The 21,982-nt window shown below is 64.0% G+C and carries 21 protein-coding genes and 1 pseudogene; 10 read left to right on the top strand and 12 right to left on the bottom strand.

Annotated features, from left to right (window positions below; all coding sequences use genetic code 11):
* Positions 1-554 precede the first annotated feature (554 nt).
* Positions 555-3,017 carry a putative bifunctional diguanylate cyclase/phosphodiesterase gene (locus JQ631_RS26995; protein ID WP_212331813.1) on the top strand — a complete coding sequence of 821 codons (2,463 nt, stop codon included), beginning with the start codon at positions 555-557 and terminating at the stop codon, positions 3,015-3,017.
* Here the strand turns inward: JQ631_RS26995 and JQ631_RS26990 are convergent.
* The 3 genes from JQ631_RS26990 to thrS form a co-directional block, all read right to left on the bottom strand.
* Positions 3,003-4,271 carry a serine hydrolase domain-containing protein gene (locus JQ631_RS26990; protein WP_212331811.1) on the bottom strand — a complete coding sequence of 423 codons (1,269 nt, stop codon included), beginning with the start codon at positions 4,269-4,271 and terminating at the stop codon, positions 3,003-3,005. The two genes, JQ631_RS26995 and JQ631_RS26990, sit on opposite strands and share 15 nt — an antisense overlap.
* Before the next feature lie 63 nt (positions 4,272-4,334).
* Positions 4,335-4,898, bottom strand: coding sequence for a nitroreductase family protein (locus JQ631_RS26985; protein WP_212331809.1), 564 nt, complete (start codon positions 4,896-4,898; stop codon positions 4,335-4,337).
* A gap of 93 nt (positions 4,899-4,991) precedes the next feature.
* On the bottom strand, positions 4,992-7,034 hold the full coding sequence (gene thrS, locus JQ631_RS26980; protein WP_212331807.1) for a threonine--tRNA ligase: 2,043 nt from the start codon (positions 7,032-7,034) through the stop codon (positions 4,992-4,994).
* 186 nt (positions 7,035-7,220) lie between these two features.
* On the opposite strand from thrS, the gene JQ631_RS26975 reads away from it, so the two are divergent.
* Together JQ631_RS26975 and JQ631_RS26970 are read left to right on the top strand one after the other, a co-directional pair.
* Complete coding sequence (locus JQ631_RS26975) at positions 7,221-8,393, top strand: MFS transporter (protein ID WP_212331804.1); 1,173 nt, start codon at positions 7,221-7,223, stop codon at positions 8,391-8,393.
* Positions 8,394-8,483: 90 nt separating this feature from the next.
* Positions 8,484-8,861 carry a hypothetical protein gene (locus tag JQ631_RS26970; RefSeq protein ID WP_212331801.1) on the top strand — a complete coding sequence of 126 codons (378 nt, stop codon included), beginning with the start codon at positions 8,484-8,486 and terminating at the stop codon, positions 8,859-8,861.
* A gap of 17 nt (positions 8,862-8,878) precedes the next feature.
* On the opposite strand, the gene JQ631_RS26965 is transcribed toward JQ631_RS26970, so the two are convergent.
* Positions 8,879-9,205 carry a GrlR family regulatory protein gene (locus tag JQ631_RS26965; protein ID WP_212331798.1) on the bottom strand — a complete coding sequence of 109 codons (327 nt, stop codon included), beginning with the start codon at positions 9,203-9,205 and terminating at the stop codon, positions 8,879-8,881.
* 171 nt (positions 9,206-9,376) lie between these two features.
* Positions 9,377-10,684, bottom strand: a complete 1,308-nt coding sequence (locus JQ631_RS26960) for an alpha/beta hydrolase (protein ID WP_212331795.1) — start codon at positions 10,682-10,684, stop codon at positions 9,377-9,379.
* Between the two features lie 356 nt (positions 10,685-11,040).
* Between JQ631_RS26960 and JQ631_RS26955 the strand changes: the two genes are divergently transcribed.
* Both JQ631_RS26955 and JQ631_RS26950 read left to right on the top strand, forming a co-directional pair.
* Positions 11,041-12,405 (top strand): APC family permease, encoded by a 1,365-nt coding sequence (locus JQ631_RS26955; protein WP_212331791.1) that lies wholly within the window; start codon positions 11,041-11,043, stop codon positions 12,403-12,405.
* Between the two features lie 2 nt (positions 12,406-12,407).
* Positions 12,408-13,622 (top strand): hypothetical protein, encoded by a 1,215-nt coding sequence (locus tag JQ631_RS26950; protein WP_212331779.1) that lies wholly within the window; start codon positions 12,408-12,410, stop codon positions 13,620-13,622.
* Here the strand turns inward: JQ631_RS26950 and JQ631_RS26945 are convergent, their stop codons facing one another.
* The gene (locus JQ631_RS26945; protein WP_212331777.1) at positions 13,623-13,835 is read right to left on the bottom strand and encodes a hypothetical protein; all 213 of its coding nucleotides are present in this window, start codon (positions 13,833-13,835) and stop codon (positions 13,623-13,625) included.
* A 92-nt stretch (positions 13,836-13,927) separates the two neighbouring features.
* Positions 13,928-14,266 (bottom strand): membrane protein insertion efficiency factor YidD, encoded by a 339-nt coding sequence (gene yidD / locus JQ631_RS26940; protein ID WP_212331774.1) that lies wholly within the window; start codon positions 14,264-14,266, stop codon positions 13,928-13,930.
* A gap of 229 nt (positions 14,267-14,495) precedes the next feature.
* On the opposite strand from yidD, the gene JQ631_RS26935 reads away from it, so the two are divergent.
* Positions 14,496-15,395, top strand: coding sequence for a COG3904 family protein (locus JQ631_RS26935; protein ID WP_433995529.1), 900 nt, complete (start codon positions 14,496-14,498; stop codon positions 15,393-15,395).
* 16 nt (positions 15,396-15,411) lie between these two features.
* Here the strand turns inward: JQ631_RS26935 and JQ631_RS26930 are convergent, their stop codons facing one another.
* Positions 15,412-15,870 (bottom strand): iron-sulfur cluster assembly scaffold protein, encoded by a 459-nt coding sequence (locus JQ631_RS26930; RefSeq protein ID WP_212331771.1) that lies wholly within the window; start codon positions 15,868-15,870, stop codon positions 15,412-15,414.
* Positions 15,871-16,111: 241 nt separating this feature from the next.
* Between JQ631_RS26930 and folE the strand changes: the two genes are divergently transcribed.
* Positions 16,112-16,804 carry a GTP cyclohydrolase I FolE gene (gene folE, locus JQ631_RS26925; protein WP_212331768.1) on the top strand — a complete coding sequence of 231 codons (693 nt, stop codon included), beginning with the start codon at positions 16,112-16,114 and terminating at the stop codon, positions 16,802-16,804.
* Here folE and JQ631_RS32645 read toward each other — a convergent pair.
* Positions 16,729-16,917: pseudogene (locus JQ631_RS32645) on the bottom strand (hypothetical protein); the annotation flags it as partial. The gene folE and the pseudogene JQ631_RS32645 overlap by 76 nt on opposite strands.
* On the opposite strand from JQ631_RS32645, the gene hisI reads away from it, so the two are divergent.
* The 3 genes from hisI (at position 16,834) to JQ631_RS26910 (ending at position 19,747) form a co-directional block, all read left to right on the top strand.
* Entirely contained in the window at positions 16,834-17,256 is a 423-nt protein-coding gene (gene hisI / locus JQ631_RS26920) for a phosphoribosyl-AMP cyclohydrolase (RefSeq protein ID WP_212331765.1), read from the top strand. The pseudogene JQ631_RS32645 and the gene hisI overlap by 84 nt on opposite strands.
* Positions 17,257-17,395: 139 nt before the next feature.
* Complete coding sequence (locus JQ631_RS26915; RefSeq protein WP_212331762.1) at positions 17,396-18,412, top strand: lytic transglycosylase domain-containing protein; 1,017 nt, start codon at positions 17,396-17,398, stop codon at positions 18,410-18,412.
* Between the two features lie 159 nt (positions 18,413-18,571).
* Positions 18,572-19,747 (top strand): DUF2336 domain-containing protein, encoded by a 1,176-nt coding sequence (locus tag JQ631_RS26910; protein ID WP_212331759.1) that lies wholly within the window; start codon positions 18,572-18,574, stop codon positions 19,745-19,747.
* A 122-nt stretch (positions 19,748-19,869) separates the two neighbouring features.
* Here JQ631_RS26910 and JQ631_RS26905 read toward each other — a convergent pair whose 3' ends face one another.
* The 3 genes from JQ631_RS26905 to JQ631_RS26895 all read right to left on the bottom strand — a co-directional run bounded on the left by JQ631_RS26905 (position 19,870) and on the right by JQ631_RS26895 (position 21,891).
* Positions 19,870-20,448 (bottom strand): Hpt domain-containing protein, encoded by a 579-nt coding sequence (locus JQ631_RS26905; RefSeq protein ID WP_212331756.1) that lies wholly within the window; start codon positions 20,446-20,448, stop codon positions 19,870-19,872.
* Between the two features lie 30 nt (positions 20,449-20,478).
* The gene (locus tag JQ631_RS26900; protein ID WP_008133731.1) at positions 20,479-21,024 is read right to left on the bottom strand and encodes a response regulator; all 546 of its coding nucleotides are present in this window, start codon (positions 21,022-21,024) and stop codon (positions 20,479-20,481) included.
* Between the two features lie 87 nt (positions 21,025-21,111).
* A complete protein-coding gene (locus JQ631_RS26895) occupies positions 21,112-21,891 on the bottom strand; it encodes an NAD kinase (protein WP_212331753.1) in 780 nt (259 codons plus the stop codon).
* Positions 21,892-21,982 lie beyond the last annotated feature (91 nt).

Genomic DNA, 21,982 nt, shown 5'->3' with positions numbered 1-21,982 from the left:
GTTCGCGTATCGGTCATCTGCGAGACGACGGGGGCAATAGTGCATCGCTCCCCGGGGAGATCACGACATAAGCCGTCAACCCACTGCGCAGGGAAGGCCGGATGTCCTGGCTTCACCTGTATGCCGCTGTGCAGCTTCTTGTAGCGCAACCTTCGCACAGTGGATCGCGGGTGCCAGCCGGCACCCGGTCTTCCCTGCGCCCTCTTTCAATGAGGGTGAGGCGACTGGGCAAAGCTCGGGCGAAAGCAAGCCGCGAGGATGCGAAGGTGTGCCCCCTTGCTCGTCATTGCGAGGAGCCCTTGCGACGAAGCAATCCAGAAATGTATCCGCGGGAAGAGTCCTGGATTGCATCGCTGTGCTCGCAATGACACGGATGCAGCGGCGCGCATGCACGCATCGCACTTCACACCACTGTCACAGTCTCTAAGACGCACTAACCATCGCTCGACTTAAAACTGTCACAATCACCAAAGCGGAACCGCAATTGCGCGCTTTTTACACGCCATTAAGCGGCGGTGCATTGGATGCGGCGGGAAAGTGCGTTGGGGACTGCAATGAGTGCCGCGAAGAAGATGCCGGGCAAACCGGTCACCGAAATGTTTGACGACATCCCGGTGCTTCAGCGCAAATGGCGCGCCGCGTTGAAGCCGGGTGATCGGCTGCCGCGCTATGAGGACGTGATGCTCGGCAGCCTCGGACGGCTCGCCGATCATATCGCACTGCTCAAGGGCGACGGCGCGCTCGAACTGTCGCGCAGCGGACGTTATGTGCAGAAATGGCTCGGTGAGGAGCGCTGGGACATTCCGGTTGCCGAACTGTCGCCGGACTGCGCCACCGCGCTGTCGGAGGCGGCGGCGAGCGCGCTCAAGAACGGAAGGCCGTATCAAGCCAGTGCCCATTGCGTGCGCGATGGCATGGTGAGGACCTACGATGTGCTGGCGCTGCCGACCGCCTCGCGCTGGGGCGCGACGCTGGTTGGCGCTTACGTCAACGAGCGCGGCGCGCAATACAATCTTCTGGACGCGATCTTTTCCGCGACCGACGACGCGGTGGTCTCGCTGGCGACGTTGCGCGATGCGAACGGTCAGCCGTTCGATTTCCAGGTCGTGCATCACAACAAGAGCGCCGAGCTGCTGCTCGATATCGCGAGCGGCGGCCTGCTATGGCGCCAGATCGGCCAGGGCACCACGCTGCTGGCGGCGTCGGACGTCATGGAGTTCCTGCTCAAGGCCGTCTCCGGCGGTCGCGGCGAGCAGCTCGAGATCGAGCACGATGGTCGCTATCTCCGGCTCAGCGCCACCGCGTTTGCCGACGTGATCTCGCTGACGATCTCCGATGTCACGGCATTGAAGCGGCGCGACGCCTCGTTCCGCCTGCTGTTCGACAACAACCCGATGCCGATGTGGGTGTTCGACGCCGAGACGAAGGAATTCCTGGGCGTCAACGACGCCGCGGTCCAGCATTACGGCTACAGCCGCGCCGCGTTCCTGCGGATGAAACTGCACGAGATCTGGCCCGAGGACGAATGGGACAGCCATGCCGAGGCGCTGGAGCGCGTCGGCGAGGCCTATCACTCCTCGCGCAACTGGCGCCACTTGCGTGCCGACGGCAGCGAGATCGAGGTGCTGACCTTCGGCCGCCGTGTCGCCTTCGACGATCGCGACGGTTACCTGGTCGCGGTGGTCGACATTACCGAGCGGCGCAAGGCCGAGGCGCGGATCGCTCACATGGCCCATCATGACGGGCTCACCGATCTGCCGAACCGCAAATATTTCCAGGAGCGACTGAAGCAGGCGCTCGATCAGGCCGGCGGCGGGCGGGTCGGCGTGCTCTATATCGACCTCGACCTCTTCAAGAACATCAACGATTCCTTCGGGCATCCCGCGGGCGACCGCCTGCTCAAGGAGGTCGCCGGGCGCCTCACCACTGCGGTCCGCGGCGCCAATCTCGCGGCACGGCTCGGCGGCGACGAGTTCGCCGTGATCCTGGCGGCCGATGTCTCGCCGAACGAGGCCAGCGCCTGCGCGACGGTGCTGATCGACATGCTGAAAGCGCCCTATGAGATCGACGGCCAGGAGATGGTGATCGGAGCCAGCATCGGCATCGCGCTGTCGCCGGGCGACGGCGTGACGCCGGAAGAGCTGATGCGCAACGCCGACATGGCGTTGTATCGGGCGAAGTCCGACGGTGGCGGCGTGCATCATTTCTTCGAGCGCGAGATGGACCTCCAGGCGCAGAAGCGCCGCGACATGGAGCTCGATCTGCGCCGGGCCTTCGCCAATGGCGAATTCGAGCTGCATTACCAGCCGCTGGTGTCGATCGCCTCCGACCGCATCTCCGGCTTCGAGTCGCTGCTGCGCTGGCATCATCCCGACAAGGGCATGATCTCGCCGGCGGAATTCATTCCGGTTGCCGAAGACATCGGCCTGATCACCCAGCTCGGCGAGTGGGTGCTGCGGGAAGCCTGTGCCGAAGCGGTGAAGTGGCCCAACGACGTCAAGGTCGCGGTCAATCTGTCGCCGGCGCAATTCCGCAGCCGCAATCTGGTTCAGGTCGTGATCTCGGCGCTGGCGCAGTCCGGCCTGTCGCCGAAGCGACTCGAGCTCGAGATCACCGAATCGATCTTCCTCGCCGAGACCGATGCCAATCTCGCGATCCTGCATCAATTGCGCGAGCTCGGCGTCGGCATCTCCATGGATGATTTCGGCACCGGCTATTCCAGCCTCAGCTATCTGCGCAGCTTCCCGTTCGACAAGATCAAGATCGACCGCTCCTTCGTGAAGGGTCTGGCGCAACGGCCCGATTGCGGCGCGATCGTACGAGCGATCTCCGGCCTCGGCCGCAGCCTCAACATCACCACGACGGCGGAGGGCGTGGAGACCGAGGATCAGCTCGACTGGCTTCGCGCCGAAGGCTGCAACGAAGTGCAGGGCTTTCTGTTCAGCGCGGCGCGGCCCGCTGCCGAGATCGCAAAGCTGCTCGCCGAATTCGGCGAGCGGCCTTCACGGGCGGCTTAGCTCGGGCGGGAAGGTGCCGTAGACGAGTTCCTTGAAGGCGGGCGTGATGCGGCCGCGTTCATTCTGGGTCTGCTCCATCAGGACGTAGACCATGTCGAGCTTGGGATCGACGCCGAAATAGGTGCCGCTGCCCGAGTCCCATTTCAATTCGCCGATCGAACCCGCCGGCGGCGGCTTTGCATCGCCGGGATCGGTGCGTACCGCAAGGCCATAGCCATAACCGAAGCCGTCACCCGGGAAATAGAAATAGTCGCGATCGACGCCGGAGCCTGGCCCGATCTGGTCGGTCGTCATGGCCTTGAAAGCGGCCGGACTGAGATAGCGGTTGCCGTCGAGCTCACCGCCGCTGAGCAGCATCTGCGCGAAGCGTTGGTAGTCGGTGATGGTCGACAGCAGGCCGCCGCCACCGGATTGCCATTCCGGATGGTCGAGACGATCGCGCTCGGCATCGAGCAGGATCTGGTCACTCGGCAGCGGCCGCGCCATCCGCTCGAACTCGTCGGGCGTCGACAGCACGAATTTCGTGCTGGTCATGCCGAGCGGATCGAAGATGCGCTGCTTGAGCGCGTCGTACAGCGACTGCCCGGTGATGATCTCGATGACGCTGCCGAGCACGTCGGTGGAATGACCGTAGCGCCACAGCGTGCCGGGCTGCCGCGCCAGCGGCAGTCGGGCGATGCGGTCGGCGAATTCGCGGTTGTTGAAGGGGCCCTCGAAGATCTTTGCGGACTTGTAGGCGAGCTCGACCCATTTGCCGCCGATGTAGTCGTAGGTGATTCCCGAGGTGTGGCGCATCAAATCCCGGATCGTCACCGGATGGATCGGCGGCACCATTTCGAGCGCCATCGAGCCGTCCGGTTTGGTGATCTCCATTCCGACCTTCGTGCCGGCGAAGAGGGGAACGTATTTCGACACCGGATCGGTCAGCGCAAGCTTGCCTTCGTCGATCAACATCATTGCCGCGAGGCTGGTGATCGGCTTGGACATCGAATGGATTGCGAAGATCGTGTCCGGCGTCATCGACAGCCGGGTCCTGACATCACGCACGCCGAACATCTTGAAATAAACAGGCTTGCCGTGCTGGGAGATCGACACGATCGCGCCGGGCAAACGGCCGGTGGTCACCTCATTCTCGAAGAACGCGGTGATGCGTCGCAGCTTGTCGGGTGCGGGGGCGGGGATGTCGGTGGCGCGGCTGCGCGCCATCGTGCCGGCCAGCATTGCGGCCCCGACCAGAAATTCACGACGCTTCATCCGGGCTTCCTCCCTTGCCGGGAACAAAGCCGCAAGACGTCAGAGGCGTCAACAAGACTTCGATTAAAAACGCGTCACGATTTCGGAAAGGACCGGTCGCGGACGATCCTCGCTCGTCCTGGTCGGCTTGCCGATGTGCACGAGGCCGGCGAGTTTCTCGTCCGCCTTGAGGCCAAGCCCGTCCAGCACATCGCGATCGAAAGAGAACCAGCCGCTCAGCCAGCAGGCGCCGTAGCCAAGCGCGGTCGCGGCCGTGACGATGTTCATGGCGCTGGCGCCCGCCGACATCTCCTGCTCCCACGCCGGCACCTTCGGATGCGGCTTGGTGAAGCTGACGATGCCGATCACGAGCGGCGCATCGGTGAGGCGCTTGCGTTCGGTCTCGACATCGGCGGCGGGAGCGCCGGGATTCTTGCGGGCGAAGACCTTGGCGATCACCTCGCCGGCGCGCTGGCGTGCGTCGCCTTCGAAGATGATGAAGCGCCAGGGCGCCAGCTTGCCGTGATCGGGCACGCGTGCGCCGATGGTGAGAATGGTTTCAAGCTCGGCGGGCGAGGGGCCGGGTCCGGTCATCTCGCGCGGCTTGACCGAGCGGCGGGTCTTCAGAAGTTCGATGGCGTCGGGCATTGCAATGGCCTCTTCGGCAGGTCGTCGGGCGTGCCATGCCCAGATAGGCACGCACGCCCGCAACCGAAAGCGAGTTTAGATCGATTTCAGGGATCAGACCGCTTCACGCATCCGCCGGACATCCGGCGGTGTCGCCTCGTCGACCAGGGCGGCGATGGCCTCCTCGGTCGTCAACACCTTCTGGCCGTCGCTGCCGAGCCGGCGGACGGAGACCGAATGCGTCTCGGCCTCTTTCTTGCCGACCACGAGCAGCGCCGGGATCTTGGCCAGCGAGTGCTCGCGGACCTTGTAGTTGATCTTCTCGTTGCGCAGGTCGATCTCGACGCGAAGCCCGGCACGGCGCGCCTGCTCCAGCACCACCTTGGCGTATTCGTCGCCTTCCGAGGTGATGGTGGTGACCACCGCCTGCACCGGGGCGAGCCAGAGCGGGAAGTTGCCGGCATAGTGCTCGATCAGGATGCCGATATAGCGCTCCATCGAACCGCAGATCGCACGGTGCACCATGACAGGCGGTTTCTTGCCGCCGTCATGGTCGATGTAGAATGCACCGAACCGCTCCGGCAGGTTGAAGTCGACCTGGGTGGTACCGCACTGCCAGTCGCGGCCGATGGCGTCGCGCAGCACGTATTCGAACTTCGGCCCGTAAAACGCGCCTTCGCCCGGGTTGATCTCGGTCTTGATGTGATTGTTCTGCGACTGGATCTCGCGCAGCACGGTCGCCATCACGCGCTCGGCGTGATCCCACATCGCATCGGTGCCGACGCGCTTCTCCGGCCGGGTCGAGAGCTTGACCGTCAGTTCGCCGGTGAAGCCGAAATCCGAATAGGTCGACAGGATCAGTTCGTTGATCTTCAGGCATTCGTCCGCGAGCTGATCCTCGGTGCAGAAGATGTGCGCGTCATCCTGAGTGAAGCCGCGCACGCGCATCAGGCCGTGCATCGCGCCCGACGGCTCGTACCGATGCACCACGCCGAACTCGGCAAGGCGCAAGGGCAAATCGCGATAGCTCTTCAGGCCATGCTTGAAGATCTGGACGTGGCCCGGGCAGTTCATCGGCTTCAGCGCAAACCAGCGCTTGTCTTCGGCTTCGTCACCGGCCGACTGCGCCGCGAACATGTTTTCGCGATACCAGCCCCAATGCCCCGAGGTCTCCCACAGAGACTTGTCGAGGATCTGCGGCGCATTGACCTCGCTGTAATCGCCGGTCAGGCGGCGGCGCATGTAGGCGATCAGCTGCTGGAAGATGGTCCAGCCCTTCGGATGCCAGAACACGACGCCCGGACCTTCCTCCTGGAAATGGAAGAGGTCGAGCTCGCGTCCGAGCTTGCGATGGTCGCGCTTCTCGGCTTCCTCGATCTGCTTGAGGTAGGCGTCGAGATCCTCCTGCTTGGCGAAGGCGGTGCCGTAGATGCGGGTCAGCATCGGATTGTTGCTGTCGCCGCGCCAATAGGCGCCAGCCACCTTCATCAGCTTGAAGGCGTTGCCGACCTTGCCCGTCGAGGTCATGTGCGGGCCGCGGCAGAGATCGAACCAGTCGCCCTGATAGTAGATCTTGATCGGCTCGCTGCCGGGAATGGCGTCGACCAGTTCGACCTTGAAGGCCTCGCCCTTGTCGCGGAACACCTGCTTGGTCTTTTCGCGGTCCCAGACCTCTTTCGTGAAAGGTTTGTCGCGCGCGATGATCTCGCGCATCTTTTTCTCGATGGCCGCGAAATCCTCCGGCGTGAACGGCTCGTTGCGGAAGAAGTCGTAGTAGAAGCCGTTCTCGATCACCGGGCCGATGGTGACCTGAGTGCCTGGCCACAGCGACTGCACGGCTTCGGCGAGCACGTGCGCGCAGTCGTGTCGGATCAACTCGAGCGCGCGCGGATCGTCGCGGTTGACGAGCTCGATTTTCGCATCGGCTTCGATGGGGTCGTTGAGATCCGTGAGCACGCCGTCCAGCGCCATCGCGACGGTGCGTTTGGCGAGCGAGGGCGAGATGCCCTTGGCAATATCGAGACCGGTGATGTTCTGGTCGTATTGGCGCTGGGCGCCGTCGGGGAAGGTGAGGGTGACTTTGGCGGCGGGGGTCACGGGCTTCAGGTTGCTGAGGCTGTATTGAAAGCCGGATTCGGATTTGGGCTGGTCGGACATTGCTTTTCTCCTGAGGCTCACTCCTGCGAACGAGCGCAGGTAAGCGGGAACGAGCGATATATCAGGCGATTCGGCCTGTGCAATCCGGCATTTCCAAGAAAGTGGCGCGCAAAAGCGGAGGCAGTACGCCAACTATTTCGCGCGGCGCCCTTTAACTGGCCGCGGGGCCGCTCTACATGCATTTGCATGGAAAATGCTCGCGCCGGCCGTTTCACGGCAACCGCCCTGATGCTTGGCAATCTCGTCACCGGTTGCTCGGTGCTGGCGCCGGCGGGGATGCTGCCGGAATTGTCGGCGGGGCTTGGGATCAGCGTCCATGCGGCCGGGCTGCTCATCACCTTTGGCGCGATCATGCTGTGTATCGGTTCGCCGCTGACGGCGTGGTTGACAAGCCGCATTGAACGGCGGCTGCTGCTCACGGCCACGCTCGCGGTGCTCGCGTCAGGCAATCTCGCCTCGGCCTTTGCGCCTGACTATGCAACCCTCCTCGTCATCCGCCTGGTGATGCTGGCTGTCGGCGCGCTCTACACGCCGCAGGCGGCGGGCACGGCGGCGCTGATCGTGCCGGCGGAGCGGCGCGGCAGCACGATCGCCTATATCTTCCTCGGCTGGTCGCTGGCTGCCGCCGTTGGTCTCCCGCTGATCACCTTCGTCGCCAGCCGCTACGGGTGGCGCGCCGCCTATGGCGAGATCGGCGTGCTCGGCTGCATCAGTTTCCTGTTGCTGCTGGTGCGCCTGCCGGCCGGCTTGAAGGGCACGCCCGTCGACCTCAAGACCTGGGGCGAGGTCGGCCGCAACAAGACCATCCTGCTGCTGCTCGCGATCACGATGCTGCAGATGGCCGGCCAGTTCGTGGTGTTCACCTTCATGGGCCCGCTGCTCAACAAGCTGACCGGAGCGAGCCCGGATGCGATCGGCGCGGTGTTCGCCATCTATGGTGTGTGCGGCTTCCTCGGGGTCGTGGTGGCGAGCCGCATCGTCGATACATGGGGCCCGTACCCGACCTCGTTGCTGTTCATGTGTTTGTTATTGGCTGGAATCATCGGGTGGGCGCTGAGCGCGGGCGCCCTCGTGTGGATGGCGGTCGCGGTGGCGATGTGGGGACTGGGCTTTGCCTCGACCAATTCGATGCAGCAGGTGCGGCTGGTTGCGGCAGCCCCGCCGCTCGCGCCCGCAACCGTCGCGCTCAATACGTCGGTCCTCTATATCGGCCAGGCCATTGGCTCCGCCGTCGGAGGGGGCCTGTTTGCCCGCGAACTGCTGCACAGCACAGGCTTCGTGGCGGTCGGCTTCGTTGTCCTGGCGCTCATCCTGGTGGTTGTGAGCCGGCCCCGGCCGGCTGCTGGTGCCCCCGGTTGAAAGCCGCCTTTCATGTGCGCAAGGCGCTTGGCAAACGGCGCGGGAGGGCGCTAGAAGGCCGGGCATGGGGACCAAAGAGGTTTGACTGAAATGAGGATGATTCTGGCGGTTGCCGCGGTGCTCTATTCAGCCTCCGCGTTTGCGCAAACCGATAAGCCACCGATGGTGGGGGACAAGCCGCTGGTGCAGGTCGCGCCCAAGGGGACGAAACAGGCTGCGGCCAAGCCGGCCGCCGCGCCGAAGGGCAAGCCGCAGTCGATCGCGGTGCGGCTCCAGGCCTGCCTCGACACCGACGACGGCACCAAGGACCGTCTCAACTGCTACGACGCGGTGATTCCGCCGACGCCGAAGCCCAAGCCGCCCAAGGCCAAGGGTGTTGCCGACTGCCGCTTCCTCAAGGAGGAGGACGAGCGGCTGGCCTGCTTCAACGGCTTTGCCGAGAGCATTCCGAAGCTGCCGAAAAGCTGACTTCGGCAGCCGGACGGCTAATCGCTGATCCGGCTCAATACGGCCCTGAAGGCAACGCCCGGCACTTGCAGCGCGGTGCCTTCGAACTCGGCCGTGTCGCCGTCCTCTCGGCCGGCGAGCGTCAGCGTGATCCGGTCGATGCCGAACAGGGCCTTGAACGACGGGTCGTCGTTGTAGCGCTCGGTCGAGATCTTGACCTTGATGCTGTCGCCGTCGCCCGTATAGGTGCCGATGAAGGCGAAGGCCGAATTGCCGCCGCGCATCTTGCCCTCGATCACGTAAACGACACCGCAGCCGGTTCCGTGAACGGTGTGGAAGTCGACCTTGTACAGTCCGTGGCGCACTGCCTGTCCCCGCGGAATTCCAGCTTCAACCTGGCCGGCAAATTATGATCGTGACCAGCGGAAACAATCCGGTGGTTGCCGGGGAGTGACGGCCATCAACATCACATTTTGATCATGGCCTGAGAAATTCACAGTTGGCGCGCCGAAATGCCGGCGTGCGCGCGATCTGGATCAGCGGCTCGATTCCGAAGAACTGGCGGCGACGCGCGTCAGCGCCAGCGCCGGCGTCGCCGACATCTTCACCAGCACGTCCTTGAGTGGGTATTGCGTCCACGCGCGGTTGACGTAGTCGCGATGGGTGATGCCGTCACCGGTTTCGACGAACACGACGCTGCCGGGACGCAAGGGTCTATCCATATCCTCGGAGACGCTGATGCCCTTTTGCCTGAGCATGGCCATCAGCTCACGGTCGCGCCGCGCGGTGTAGTGCGTATACGAGCTGACGAAGAAGCCGGAGCGGTGGCTCTCGATCCAGGAGGCGAACTTGTCCATCTCGCCATAGACCGCATCGAGAAGCACGACGCCGCGGACGCGATCGCTGATGCCGCCGACTTCGAGGCTCCAGGCGGTTGGCAGGAAGCCGCCGCTATAGCCGACGATCACGATCGGCATGTTGGCGAAGGCCCGCACGCTGTCGGGGTCGCCGGTGAGACGGGCGAGGTGGCTCGCCGATTCCTCCATGAAGCGCTTGAGGCCGCCGGGTTGCCAGAATTTTCCGGCGCTGGAGTCTGCGGCATCGACGGCCATCTGCGGCGCAAGCAGCACGGCATTGGCGCCGGACGCAGTGATCTGCTGCGGCACCAGCTGGCGGTCGCGGACGTCGCGTTCGAGCGTCGCGCCGTTGCCGTGGAAGAACACCACGATCACGCCGGGCTTGCGCACGTCGAAATGTTCGGGGACGTGCACCAGCACGCGGCTGTCGTTGTAGGTCTCGTCCTGCCAGAACACGCGCCCCGAATAGCTGCGGTGGCCGCGGCGGTCGCCCTTGGAGATGTTGAGGAAGGGCGCATCGGAGGCGGGGTTGTTGCCGAAATAGGGGAAGGCCGAGGACTTCATGCTGACGAGGGTCGTCAGATCCTCGCGCTGCGGACGCCGGTAGGGGAGCTGGGGCTCCAGCGAAGCCACCTTGTAGGGCGCCTGCTCCGGCTGAGGCTGCTGCTGCACGGCACGCTTGGGCGAAAAGTCGGACATCTGCCGTTGCAGGAAACTCTCGCTCGCCGAGGGAAAGCGCTCCTTGAACTGCGGGGCCGGGAAGCGATCATCGAATGTGTCGCCGCCAGCGACTTGCCGATTGGAGAATTGGGGATTGGTCTTGCCAACGACCTGGACATTGGCCTGCGAGCTTGCGGCGAGCGCCGTCGGATTGGGCGACTGGCCGCATTGAACCAGTGTGAGCGAGAGTGGCACCAAACCAGAGATCAGGGCGATCCGAATCGCACGGCCGCGTGCGCCGGACACTTTGGTCCGGTCAGCACGCATGCCTGCTTTCAATTTCGGAACGGCCCCGACCATCCACCCATGACCCCAAGTCACGAACCATCGGCAATCTTTGAGACAATTGAGCCGACTGGCGTTTAGGCGACGTTAAGTGTCCGGAGAAACTTCCCCACATCCGGAACGATCAAAAAAGACCACGCAATCGTGTCGCGATTGTGGGAGGGACATGCGCATTTCTGCGCCCGAATGCGGGTTTATTGCCCGCAGCCGGGCGTAAAAGGTGGCCAATTACCCATTTTCACCGCCTCATTTAACCCTTGTTAACCCTGCTTGAATTGACTGGACCAATCTGCTCGCTGCCTCCAACGAGGCGCCACGCCTGAGGCTGAAGGACCCAGATGACGGCATCAGATGCGGGAACTGCGCCCTGGACCGGGCGGCTGACCGGCGGCTCCGGGGTTTCCGTTCTGGTCGCAACCGCGATCGTCGTTGCCGACATGATTGGGGTGGGCGTCTTCACCAGCCTCGGCTTCCAGGTCAAGGACATCCCCTCGGGCTTCTCGATCCTCGCGCTGTGGACGGTCGGCGGCATTGTCGCGCTGTGCGGCGTGTTCTCCTATAGCGAACTCGGTGCGATGTTTCCGCGCTCGAGCGGCGAATACAATTTTCTCAGTCGCGCCTATCATCCGGCCTTCGGCTTTCTCGCCGGCTGGGTCTCGGCGACGGTGGGCTTCGCGGCGCCAGTGGCGCTCGCGGCCATGGCTTTCGGCGAATACGCCAAGTCCGTGGTGCCGGGGGTGCCGCCGATCCCGCTCGCGATCGGCGTGGTGTGGCTGGTCTCGATCGTGCAATTGACCGGCGTCAGGCACTCCTCGACCTTCCAGTTGATCTCGACCATCCTCAAGGTCGTGCTGATCGTCGCCTTCCTCGTTGCAGGCTTCGTCATCGGCACGCCGCAGCCGATCTCCTTTGCGCCGCAGACGGGCGATCTCGCCCATATCGCCAGCGCGCCTTTCGCGATCGGGCTCGTCTTCGTGATGTACTCGTTCTCGGGCTGGAATGCTGCGACCTACATCATCGGCGAGATGAACACGCCGCAGCAGAGCCTGCCGCGCGCGCTGCTCGTGGGCACGCTGATCGTGCTGGCGCTGTATGTCGCGCTCAACGCAGTGTTCCTTTACTCGACGCCAATCGGCGCCCTGGCCGGTCAGCTCGATGTCGCGAGCGTGGCCGGGAGCGCCATCTTCGGTCCCCTCGGCGGCCGGATCGTCGGTGCCATGATCTGTGTCGGCCTGATCTCCTCGATCAGTGCGATGATGTGGATCGGCCCGCGCGTGATGATGACGATGGGGGAGGATATCCCGGCGCTGCGTGTATTCTCGAAGAGATCGGTGCGCGGCGCGCCCGCCTATGCCATCCTGTTTCAGCTCGCGGTCGCCAATTTGCTGTTATTCACGCGCAGCTTCGAGGCGGTGCTCGACTTCATCCAGTTCGCGCTCTTGTTCTGCTCGTTCTTCACGGTCGCCGGCGTCATCAAGCTGCGCATCACCGATCCCGATTTGCCACGGCCCTATCGCGCCTGGGGATACCCGTTCACGCCGCTCGTTTTCCTGCTCGTGACCGCGTTCATGATGTACTACCTCTTGACCGAGCGGCCCGTGCAGTCGCTGTCGGGGATGCTCGTCATGCTCGCGGGTCTGTTGATTTATGCTGTTTTCCGCAGGCGGCCGGTCGCCGCTGCCACGTCACACCATCGCGAATAGACATGTTTCGACCCATGAGACTTGCGGCCGTCGCACTTGCCCTGATGGCTGCGGCCATCTCGTCCGCGCATGCGGCCGAAGTCACCTTCGACGACACCGCGCGCTTCCTTGCGGGCATGCAGCCCTCGGCGGACTCGCCACTTGTCGCGCTCACCAGGAACCCGTCCTGGCAGCATCACGCCAAATTCTTCGACGGCGCTTTCGCCCAGCTCGAGCAACGGCAGATATCGAAGATCCGGAGCTGGTCCGACGTCAATCTTGCTGCGCCGCGGCCGACCATGTTCTATTTTTTCAGTGGCCCCGATTTCCTTTACGCCAATGCCTTCTACTCCAAGGCCGGCACCTACGTGCTCGGCGCGCTGGAGCCGGTCGGCGCAGTGCCTGATCTGACCAAACTGTCGCGCGGATCAGTCGATGCCGCGCTCTACAATGTCGAGCGTTCGCTGGGCTCGATCCTGAGTTTCTCTTTCTTCATTACCAAGCAGATGAAGGTCGACCTGCATGCCAATCAGGTCAATGGCACCTTGCCGATCCTCTACGTTTTCCTCGCACGCTCGGGCAAAACCATCCGCAACGTCGAGATGGTCGCGCTTGATGCCAAGGGGGGGATGCACGCCGGCAACGACAATCCCGGGCCGAACGCTACGCGCGGCGTCCGTATCACCTTCGCAGGCCCCGATGGCGAGGCGCGTACGCTGTATTATTTCTCGACCGATCTTTCCAACTCGGGCGCGCGCGCCGCCGGTTTCCTGAAATTCTGCGAGACGCAGGGGCCAGGCAACAGCCTGCTCAAGAGCGCGTCGTATCTCTTGCACGGGGGCAACTTCACCGTCGCCCGCGACTGGCTGCTCGCCAACAGCGCGACCATTATTCAGGACGATTCCGGCATTCCACTCGGCAATTACAATTCGCGGCAGTGGCGCTTCTTCCCGTTCGGCCGCTATCTCGGCCCGATCAACGAATTCCCCGGCCGCTACCAGGAGCGCTACGCAGAACTGTTTGCGCGCGCCCAGCCGATCGATTTCGGCGTCGGCTATCGCTGGCGCATGCATGAGTCGAATTTGCTGTTGTCGGTGAAAGTTGCGGGCAATGAAGCTGCGCCGGCTGCTGAGACCACCTCGTCCGCCGAGCCACCGCCGAAACCACCGCGACCAAAGCGACCGCGTCCGCCCGAGCCCATTCCGCCGCCACCGGGACGCTTTTTCTGGTTTCGCTGACTACCAGTGCACGCTCTGGCTCGGCACGATGAACGCTGTCGTACTTGGCGGTGTTGCAAGACTTGTCGCCAGATACCAGCCGGACCCAACGACAAGCACGAGCAGCGCGACGATCGCGAGCATGTCGATGGTGCGGGGATCGTGATCCCTGGGATTGAAGCTCAGATGTGAACCAGGCCTGAAGTGAAAATGATGGCTGATTTTCCAGCGCATTGTTGTCTCCTCCCGTGGGAGCAATACAGCAACGCAAGGCCAGAGTTTCCGGTTCCGCTCAGGGCAGTGATGCGCAAAGCACCGCAGCATCCCTACGACGCATTCACGCCTCGCCAGCGTGCGTAGCGCCAAGGCAGGTACCAGCGCGCAGCCGGCGGCGCGGTGAGAGGCACGTTGTCGATGCCTGATGTGCCAAAGGGGTTGCATCGCAACAGGCGCGCGAGAGTCATCCAGCCGCCGGCCCAGAGTCCGAACCGCTCGATCGCCTCGTCGCCGTACACGGAGCAGGTGGGCAGATGGCGGCAGTTGTATCCGACCAGGGGCGACAGGGTATGCCGGTAAAGCCAGATCAGCGCGCGGCCGAATCTGCGAGGCAGCCGCAGCGCTTCAGTGGCAGGGACGGAACAGCGCTCGCAGGTTGTGTGCTTCATGTGCCCTGTGCCGATATTCGGTGCGCACCGATGTCCAGTTCCAACATGGGGAACAGCAAGCTGTTGCAGGCGCGCCATATTTTGCCTGCTTTCAGGGAGCACTGCAGCAAGTACCTATGGACGATCTGTATTCCCCCGGATACCATTTTTGTGACGTCCATGTGTAGACTCATTGGCACGTCGAAACGGGGCTTGCCTGATTGCTTTGGGGCTTGGGGAAGGAACCAGTTTGAGAATTCTGAAGTCGCTCAACCGTCGCGGCTGGCTGCTGATGGGAACCGCAGTTTGTGGCGTCGTATTGGCGGGCGCCATCGCGACCTTTGGCTCGCCGGCTAACGCCGGGGCCTCGCTTGAAGAGCGCAAGCTGCCGATGAAATTTGGCTGGGTTGCCTGCGAGCCCAATTGCCGCGGCTGGGTCAGCGCGGTCGGTATCATCACTGCCGATACACCGAAGGACTTTGACGACTTCGCTCGCGGTCGCCAACTCGGCGGCGCGACCGTTGTGCTCGATTCCAGCGGCGGTTCCGTCAACGATGCGATCACGCTCGGCCGGCGCTTCCGCAATCTCGGTCTTCTCACCACCGTCGGCATCACGCAGCAGGGCGGCGGGAAGGGTGCCCGTCCTGCGGTCGCCTCGGAAGCCTATTGCGAATCCATGTGCGTGTTTCTGCTGCTTGCCGGCAAGAAGCGCTACGTGCCGGAAGCCGCCCATGTTCGCGTCCACCAGATCTGGATGGGCGACCGTGCCGACGACGCCAAGGCGGCGAGCTACAGCGCACAGGATTTGATGATCGTGGAACGCGATATCGGCCGGCTCGCCAAATACACCTTCGACATGGGTGGGGCAGGAGACCTGCTATCGCTCGCGCTCAGCGTGCCGCCCTGGGAGGATCTGCACGAACTCGACACTGCCGAGCTGAAGCTGACCAATCTTGTGACGACAGACCTCGTCGCCGACGTGCTGCCGCATGTGAATGTCACGGCGCCCGCCGTGGCGGAGCTCGCGCCAAAGACGCAGGCAAGATTCGGCGAGGAGCCGGAGCTGCAGCCTGCCAAATCGACCAAGACGGCGGAAGCCCTGGTTCCGACCGGCGGCGTGGCGACGCCGGGTACTGCGCCGCAGAAGTAAGAGCTTCAGTCGGGGCTCAGCCCTGCACGGTGGCCGGCTGCTTCGCCGCCTTGGCCTCGATCTGCCCGATCGCATCGACCACGGCATCGAAGGTCAGCAAGGTCGAGGCGTGACGCGCCTTGTAGTCGCGAACCGGCTCGAGGAATTTGATCTCTTCCCATTTGCCTTCAGGAGGAGCGCCATTCTCCTTGAGCATCTTGCGAACGGTTTCGCGTAACTCACGGAGTTCGCTCGCAGTCGCGCCGACCACATGACTTGCCATGATGGATGAAGAGGCCTGTCCGAGCGCGCAGGCCTTCACGTCATGCGCGAAGTCGGTGACGGTGTCGCCCTCCATCTTGAGGTCGATCTTCACGGTCGAGCCGCACAACTTGGAGTGGGCGGTGGCGCTGGCGTCGGGGTCCGACAACCGCCCGAGGCGCGGAATATTCCCGGCCAGCTCGATGATCCGCTTGTTATAGATGTCGTTCAGCATGTGATGGAGTCCAACACTTCCGTCCCGGATCGGCCTTGGCGGGCGCTCTCCAGGGTCCTATATAGGGTCGGAACTGGCGGAAAAACAGTCCGGCAGTGCGTCGGCGGTGGTCCAGATCTGCGCGGCCGATGTGCTTGGAGTGGCCTTTTTCCGTCAAAACTGTTCTCTTCAGGCGTCCGGCGGCTTGTCCGCCCCGTCTGCCGGTGACACTCCGGCCGCAGGGCCGTCGAACGGAGTAGACATGGACGCAACGATCAAATCCATCCGCCCGAGCAAGCCTTCCGACCGGCAGCCCGAGAGCCGCCCGGCTGAGTTGGATCCTGCCGAATTCCTCGCGGCCGCCGTTCGCGCCGACCAGCCGCGTCCGGCACGCGCCGAGGCGGAAGCTGCGGTGAAGACGCTGCTCGCCTATATCGGCGAGAACACGGGCCGCGAGGGTCTGCTCGACACGCCGCGCCGCGTGGTCGAGGCCTTCGACGAACTCTATCAGGGCTATCACCAGTGTCCGGCCGAGGTGCTCGACCGCACCTTTGGCGAGACCGCCGGCTACGACGACTTCGTGCTGGTGCGCGACATCGAGTTCACCTCGCAATGCGAGCATCACATGATGCCGTTCTACGGCAAGGCGCACATCGCCTATACGCCGGTGGAACGCGTCGTCGGCCTGTCCAAGCTTGCACGTTTGACCGACATCTTCGCCCGCCGACTCCAGACCCAGGAGCATCTGACGGCGCAGATCGCAGCGGCGATCGACGAGATCCTGAAGCCGCGCGGCGTTGCCATCCTGATCGAGGCCGAGCATACCTGCATGTCGGTGCGCGGTGTCGCCAAGCATGGCGCCTCCACCTTCACCAGCCGCTACACCGGCATGTTCCGCGACAATCCGGCGGAGCAGGCCCGTTTCCTGTCCATGGTGCGAGGCATGCCGCGCTGACCTCGCGAACACTCTAAGCGAGGACGCCCGTGTCCGCTCACTCTCATGAGACCGAGGAAGGTCTCGCCTTCGTCCCGAAGTTCGATGCCGCCGGCCTCGTGACCTGCGTGGCGACCGACGTCGCCACCGGCGACGTGCTGATGGTCGCGCACATGAACGACGAGGCGCTCCGCAAAACCATTGCGACCGGCGAAGTCTGGTACTTCAGCCGCTCGCGCAACGCCTTGTGGCGAAAAGGTGAGACCTCAGGTCAGACCCAGCGCGTGATGGAAATCCGCACCGATTGCGATCAGGACGCAATCTGGATTCGCGTCGAGCAGATCGGTGCCGCCTGCCACACCGGCCGCCGGTCCTGCTTCTACCGCAAGGTCGAAGCCGAGGGCGGGGGTGCGAAGCTGGTGTTTGTCGACGCAGACAGGCTTTTCGATCCGGACGCGGTTTACAAGAAATAGCCTCGCATCCGCGGAGCGCCCCGCGATGACGGGGGCTGCCAGATTAACCCCGCATTAACCATAAATGTCCCACGGTGGGACGATCAGGCGCCCGAATTGCCGGCGCCACTCACACGTCGCGCGGGCCCGTCACGCCATCATGTCGGTCGACAATTCCAGTGCCTCGCAGACGGCCGCAACGGACGGTGCGCGGCGCGTTGCGGGCGCGATCAAGCAGGCCTCGAACCAGACCGGCGTCAGCTTCGAATACATGCTGACCACCGCCAAGATGGAATCGGATTTCGATCCTTCGGCCGGGGCCACCACCTCGTCCGCGCACGGCCTGTATCAGTTCATCGACCAGACCTGGCTCGGCACGGTGAAGGAAGCGGGCACCCAGCTCGGCTATGGCAGCTATTCCGACGCCATCACCAGGACGTCATCGGGCAGTTACACCGTCGACGATCCCTTCATGAAGCGCTCGATCATGAAGCTGCGCGATGATCCGGAAGCCGCATCCAGCATGGCGGCGGCGCTGACGCAGTCGAATAGTTTCAAGCTCACCGGGCTGCTCGGCCGCCGGCCGTCCGACAGCGAACTCTATATGGCCCATTTCATGGGCGTCGGCGGCGCCGCGAAACTGATCGCCAATGCCGAGGACAATCCGCAAGCGGTCGGCGCGCGGCTGTTTCCCAACGCGGCATCCGCCAACCGCTCGATCTTCTACGCCAAGGACGGCCGTGCGCGCAGCGTCTCCGAAGTCTATTCGGTGCTGAACGCGCGCTACGCCAGCGCCTCCAACGCAAAATCGACGCGCAGCGCGATGGCGATGTACGGCGACGCACCGTCGACCACGCAGGTTGCCGCAGCCAACGGCGTGCAGCCGACCGTGCCGATGGTCAATGGCGCCGCCTATCTGCAGACCTTCCCCGATGCACGTGGTGTGACGCCGGTGAGTGCGACGTCGTCGACGACGGTGGCCGACAACACGCCGCCTGCACCTGCGTTTCGTTCAATTTATCAACCCGGCGATACGACGCAGCCGGTCTCGACGACGGTGCAGAAATTGTGGGGCAACAACGCCTCGCTCACCTCGTCTGCATCGACGACGCCTGATGTACGGCCGCCGCAGCCGCTCGATCTCTTCAGTGATCGCAGCGGCACATTCTCGAGCTAGCGCGCGGCGGCGCCCATTGGGCGACTTCCAGCCCTTAACAAATCATCAATAAAACCAGCCAGTTATGGTGAACGCTTTGTTAAGCGTCGTGGTTTATTTTGTGTTGCAGGTGACAAGCCGTCACCGTTTCGTTTTTTCGTTGCGTAAGCCGGAAGCACCATGATTGTTCGGCAGTTCATCAATTGGATCAGGACCGCGCCCGCCGGTGAGCGGGCGGAGGCAACACGGGCGTTGGCCCGGGCCTGGCTGATCTCAGATCTCTCCCATGACGACCGCGTCGCCGCTGAAGGCGCGCTGCTGATGCTGCTCGACGATCCGTCGCCGCTGGTGCGGCAGGCGATGGCCGAGGCGTTCGCGCGCAGCACGGATGCGCCGGCGTCGATCGTGCGGGCGCTGTCGGCGGACCAGCCGACCGTGGCGCTTCCCGTGCTCGAACATTCGCCGCTGCTGATCGACGCCGATCTCGTCGACATCGTCGCGACCGGCAATGACGAGGTGCAATGCGCGGTCGCCCGCCGCATCGCGCTGCCGGTCTCGGTCTGCGCCGCCATCGCTGAAGTGGGCTGCGCGGCCGCGGCCCTCGAATTGATCGAAAATCCGCACGCCGAGCTGGCGCCCTTCTCCTGGACTCGCATCGTCGAGCGTCACGGCCATCTCGCGGCGATCCGCGAGGCGATGCTGGTGCTGGACGACATCCCCGCCGCCACGCGCGCCGCGCTGGTCGCAAAGCTCTCCGAGACCTTGGCGCAATTCGTCGTGGCGCGGAACTGGCTGAGCGCCGATCGCGCCGAGCGGATGACCACCGAGGCACGTGATCGCTCCACGATGAACATCGCTGCACGCTCGCGCGGCGATGACATGCAGGGCCTGGTGAAGCATCTGCGTGTGACCGGCCAGCTCACCGCAGGCCTGATCCTGCGGGCGCTGCTGTCGAGCAATCTCGATTTGTTTGATGCCGCGCTCGCTGAACTCGCCGACCTGCCGCTGGCGCGTGTCTCTGCGCTGTTGCATGACCGCGGCGGCAACAGCCTGCACGCGGTACTCCGTCGCGCCGGGCTGCCGGAGGCCACCTTCGCCGCGTTCCAGGTCGCGCTCGATGCCTGCCACGAGCAGGGCTTTGTCGACACCGACGACACCGCAGCCCGGCTGCGCCGGCGCATGGTCGAGCGCGTGCTCACCCATTGCGAGACCGATCGCGGTGCCACCGAGCCGCTGATGGTCCTGCTGCGCCGCTTCGCCACCGAATCCGCGCGCGAAGAGGCGAGGCTGTTCTGTGAAGAGTTGGTCGAGGAAGATACGATCGATCCGATGTACGACGATCTGATTGCAGCTTAGTCCGAACTCGTCCCACAAACTCCGTCATTGCGAGCGCAGCGAAGCAATCCAGTCTGTCCCCCGCGGAGGGGTTTCCGGATTGCTTTGCTGCGCTCGCAATGACGAAAAGAAAGAGCGGAGAGCTACTCCGCCGGCACGATGCTCGGTGCCAGGATCACCTCGAGATGCTCGGGGCGGTCGCGGTTGACGTCGGCGAGGTAGTCGTCGGCGACCTTGCGCAGGCGGCGGCTGAGCTCGGCGGAGACGCTGATGCTGTCGAGCTTGGTGTTCTCCTGCACGATGGCGAGGATGGCGTTGATGTGGTGCATGAACAGCTCGGCCGGCACCTTCTCGAGATCCGGCGCGTGCTCGATGACGCGGCACAGGCTCTCGGCAACCCCCGCCGCGGCCGGAAAGCCGAACGTGGCGGCATCGCCCTTGATGTCGTGCGCCGCGTGAAAAAGCTCGTCGCGCCGCGCCTTGGTGAAGCCGTCGTTGCGGATGGCGACATAGGCAGACGACAGGCGGTTGACCTCGGTCGCCATCCAGCTTTTGAACTCGCCGGACAGACCGGCAAGCGCCTGCTCGGCGCGGCCGATCGGATCGTCCATGTCCTTGTCTTCGACACGGCGCAGCACCTTACGCAGCGGATTGGGCTGCGTGATCACGTGATGCGTGGCGAAAGCCTTGACCTCGATGTCCTTTGCGCTGTTCTTCGCCATGATGCCTGCCTCGTCGGGTGAGACGTCGCGCTAGATGGAGGAGCGGGCCTTGTCGAGCAGCGAGGGCTGCTGGAGCACCTCGTGCTTTTCGCCGACGCGGCGCTCCGGACCCATATAGGCGGAGTTGGTGTTGCGGCGCCGGTCCGGGCCGAAATAGGTCTTGGTCTTGATGAAGGGCCGGGGACTGGCGACCACGTTGAGAATGCGCTGGTACAGGCCCTTGGCCGAGATCGGCTTGGCCAGGAATTCGGTGACGCCGGCGTCGCGCGCGACGGTGACGCGGCGCTTCTCGGAATGGCCCGTCAGCATGATGATCGGCGCGTAGGGGTTGCCCTTGGATTCCGGCTGCCGGATCATCTGCGCCAGCTCGAGCCCGTCGAAGATCGGCATCGCCCAGTCGGTGATGACGATGTCCGGCACGTAATGGCTGTACATTTCCAGCGCAGTGGCGCCGTCCTCGGCCTCGTAGACCTCGCGCGCGCCGAACGAATGCAGCAGCGTCCGCAGGATGCGGCGCATGTGCGGATTGTCGTCGCAGACGAGGAAGCGCAGCTTGTTGAAGTCGATACGGAACATGACGCCCAGGCCAAAGCGGTCAACCTTCGTTAACCATATCGTGCCGAGGGTTAACGAAGGGTTGCCGCCCAGCGCCCGGGGAGGGGCTCAATACCCGAACTGCTCGCGTAAAATGCGCTCTTCCAGGCTGTGGCCGGGGTCGAACAGCATGCGCATCGAGATGGTCTTGTCGGACAGGACTTCGACGCGCCGGACCCTGCGGACCTCCTCGTGGTCGGCAACCGCCGCGACGGGGCGCTTGTCGTCTTCCAGCACCTCGATCACGACATAGGCGGTGTTGGGGAGAAGGGCGCCGCGCCAGCGACGTGGTCTGAAGGCGCTGATGGGTGTCAGTGCCAGCAGCGCTGCGTTGATCGGCAGGATCGGGCCCTGTGCCGACAGATTGTAGGCGGTCGAGCCAGCCGGCGTTGCCACAATGACGCCGTCGGCGATCAACTCGGGCATTCGTTCGCGCTCGTCGATCAGGATCCGCAGGCGCGCCGCCTGGGAGGTCTGCCGGAACAAGTAGACCTCGTTGATGGCGTGGTGCAGGTGGACGCGGTCATTGGTGTCGGTCGCGCGCATCAACAGCGGGTTGATCTCGGATTCATGCGCCGCCTCGAGCCGCGCGCGCAGATCGTGCGTCGAGTACTCGTTCATCAGGAAGCCGACCGTGCCGCGGTGCATGCCGTAGATCGGCTTGCCCGAGCGCATGTGGCGATGCAGCGTCTGAAGCATCAGCCCGTCGCCGCCGAGCGCGACAACGACGTCGGCTTCACCGGGATCGCAGTTGCCATATTGCGAGGTGAGCTGGTGGAAGGCGGCCTCTGCCTCGCTGCTCGGGCTGGCGACGAAGGCGATCCGGTCGTATCGCGATGGCTTGGTCATGGCTTCCAGGCAGGTGCCGTTGGCTCGAGAAAGTTCCGCCGAGGTCGTCTATACGACCTGGGCCTGTATTGTCGAGGATGACCGGACGGCA

The organism is Bradyrhizobium manausense (genome assembly GCF_018131105.1).
Classification (GTDB): domain Bacteria; phylum Pseudomonadota; class Alphaproteobacteria; order Rhizobiales; family Xanthobacteraceae; genus Bradyrhizobium; species Bradyrhizobium manausense_B.
Note: the sequence above shows the minus strand (reverse complement) of the source record. Positions and strands in the feature narration are given on the sequence as shown.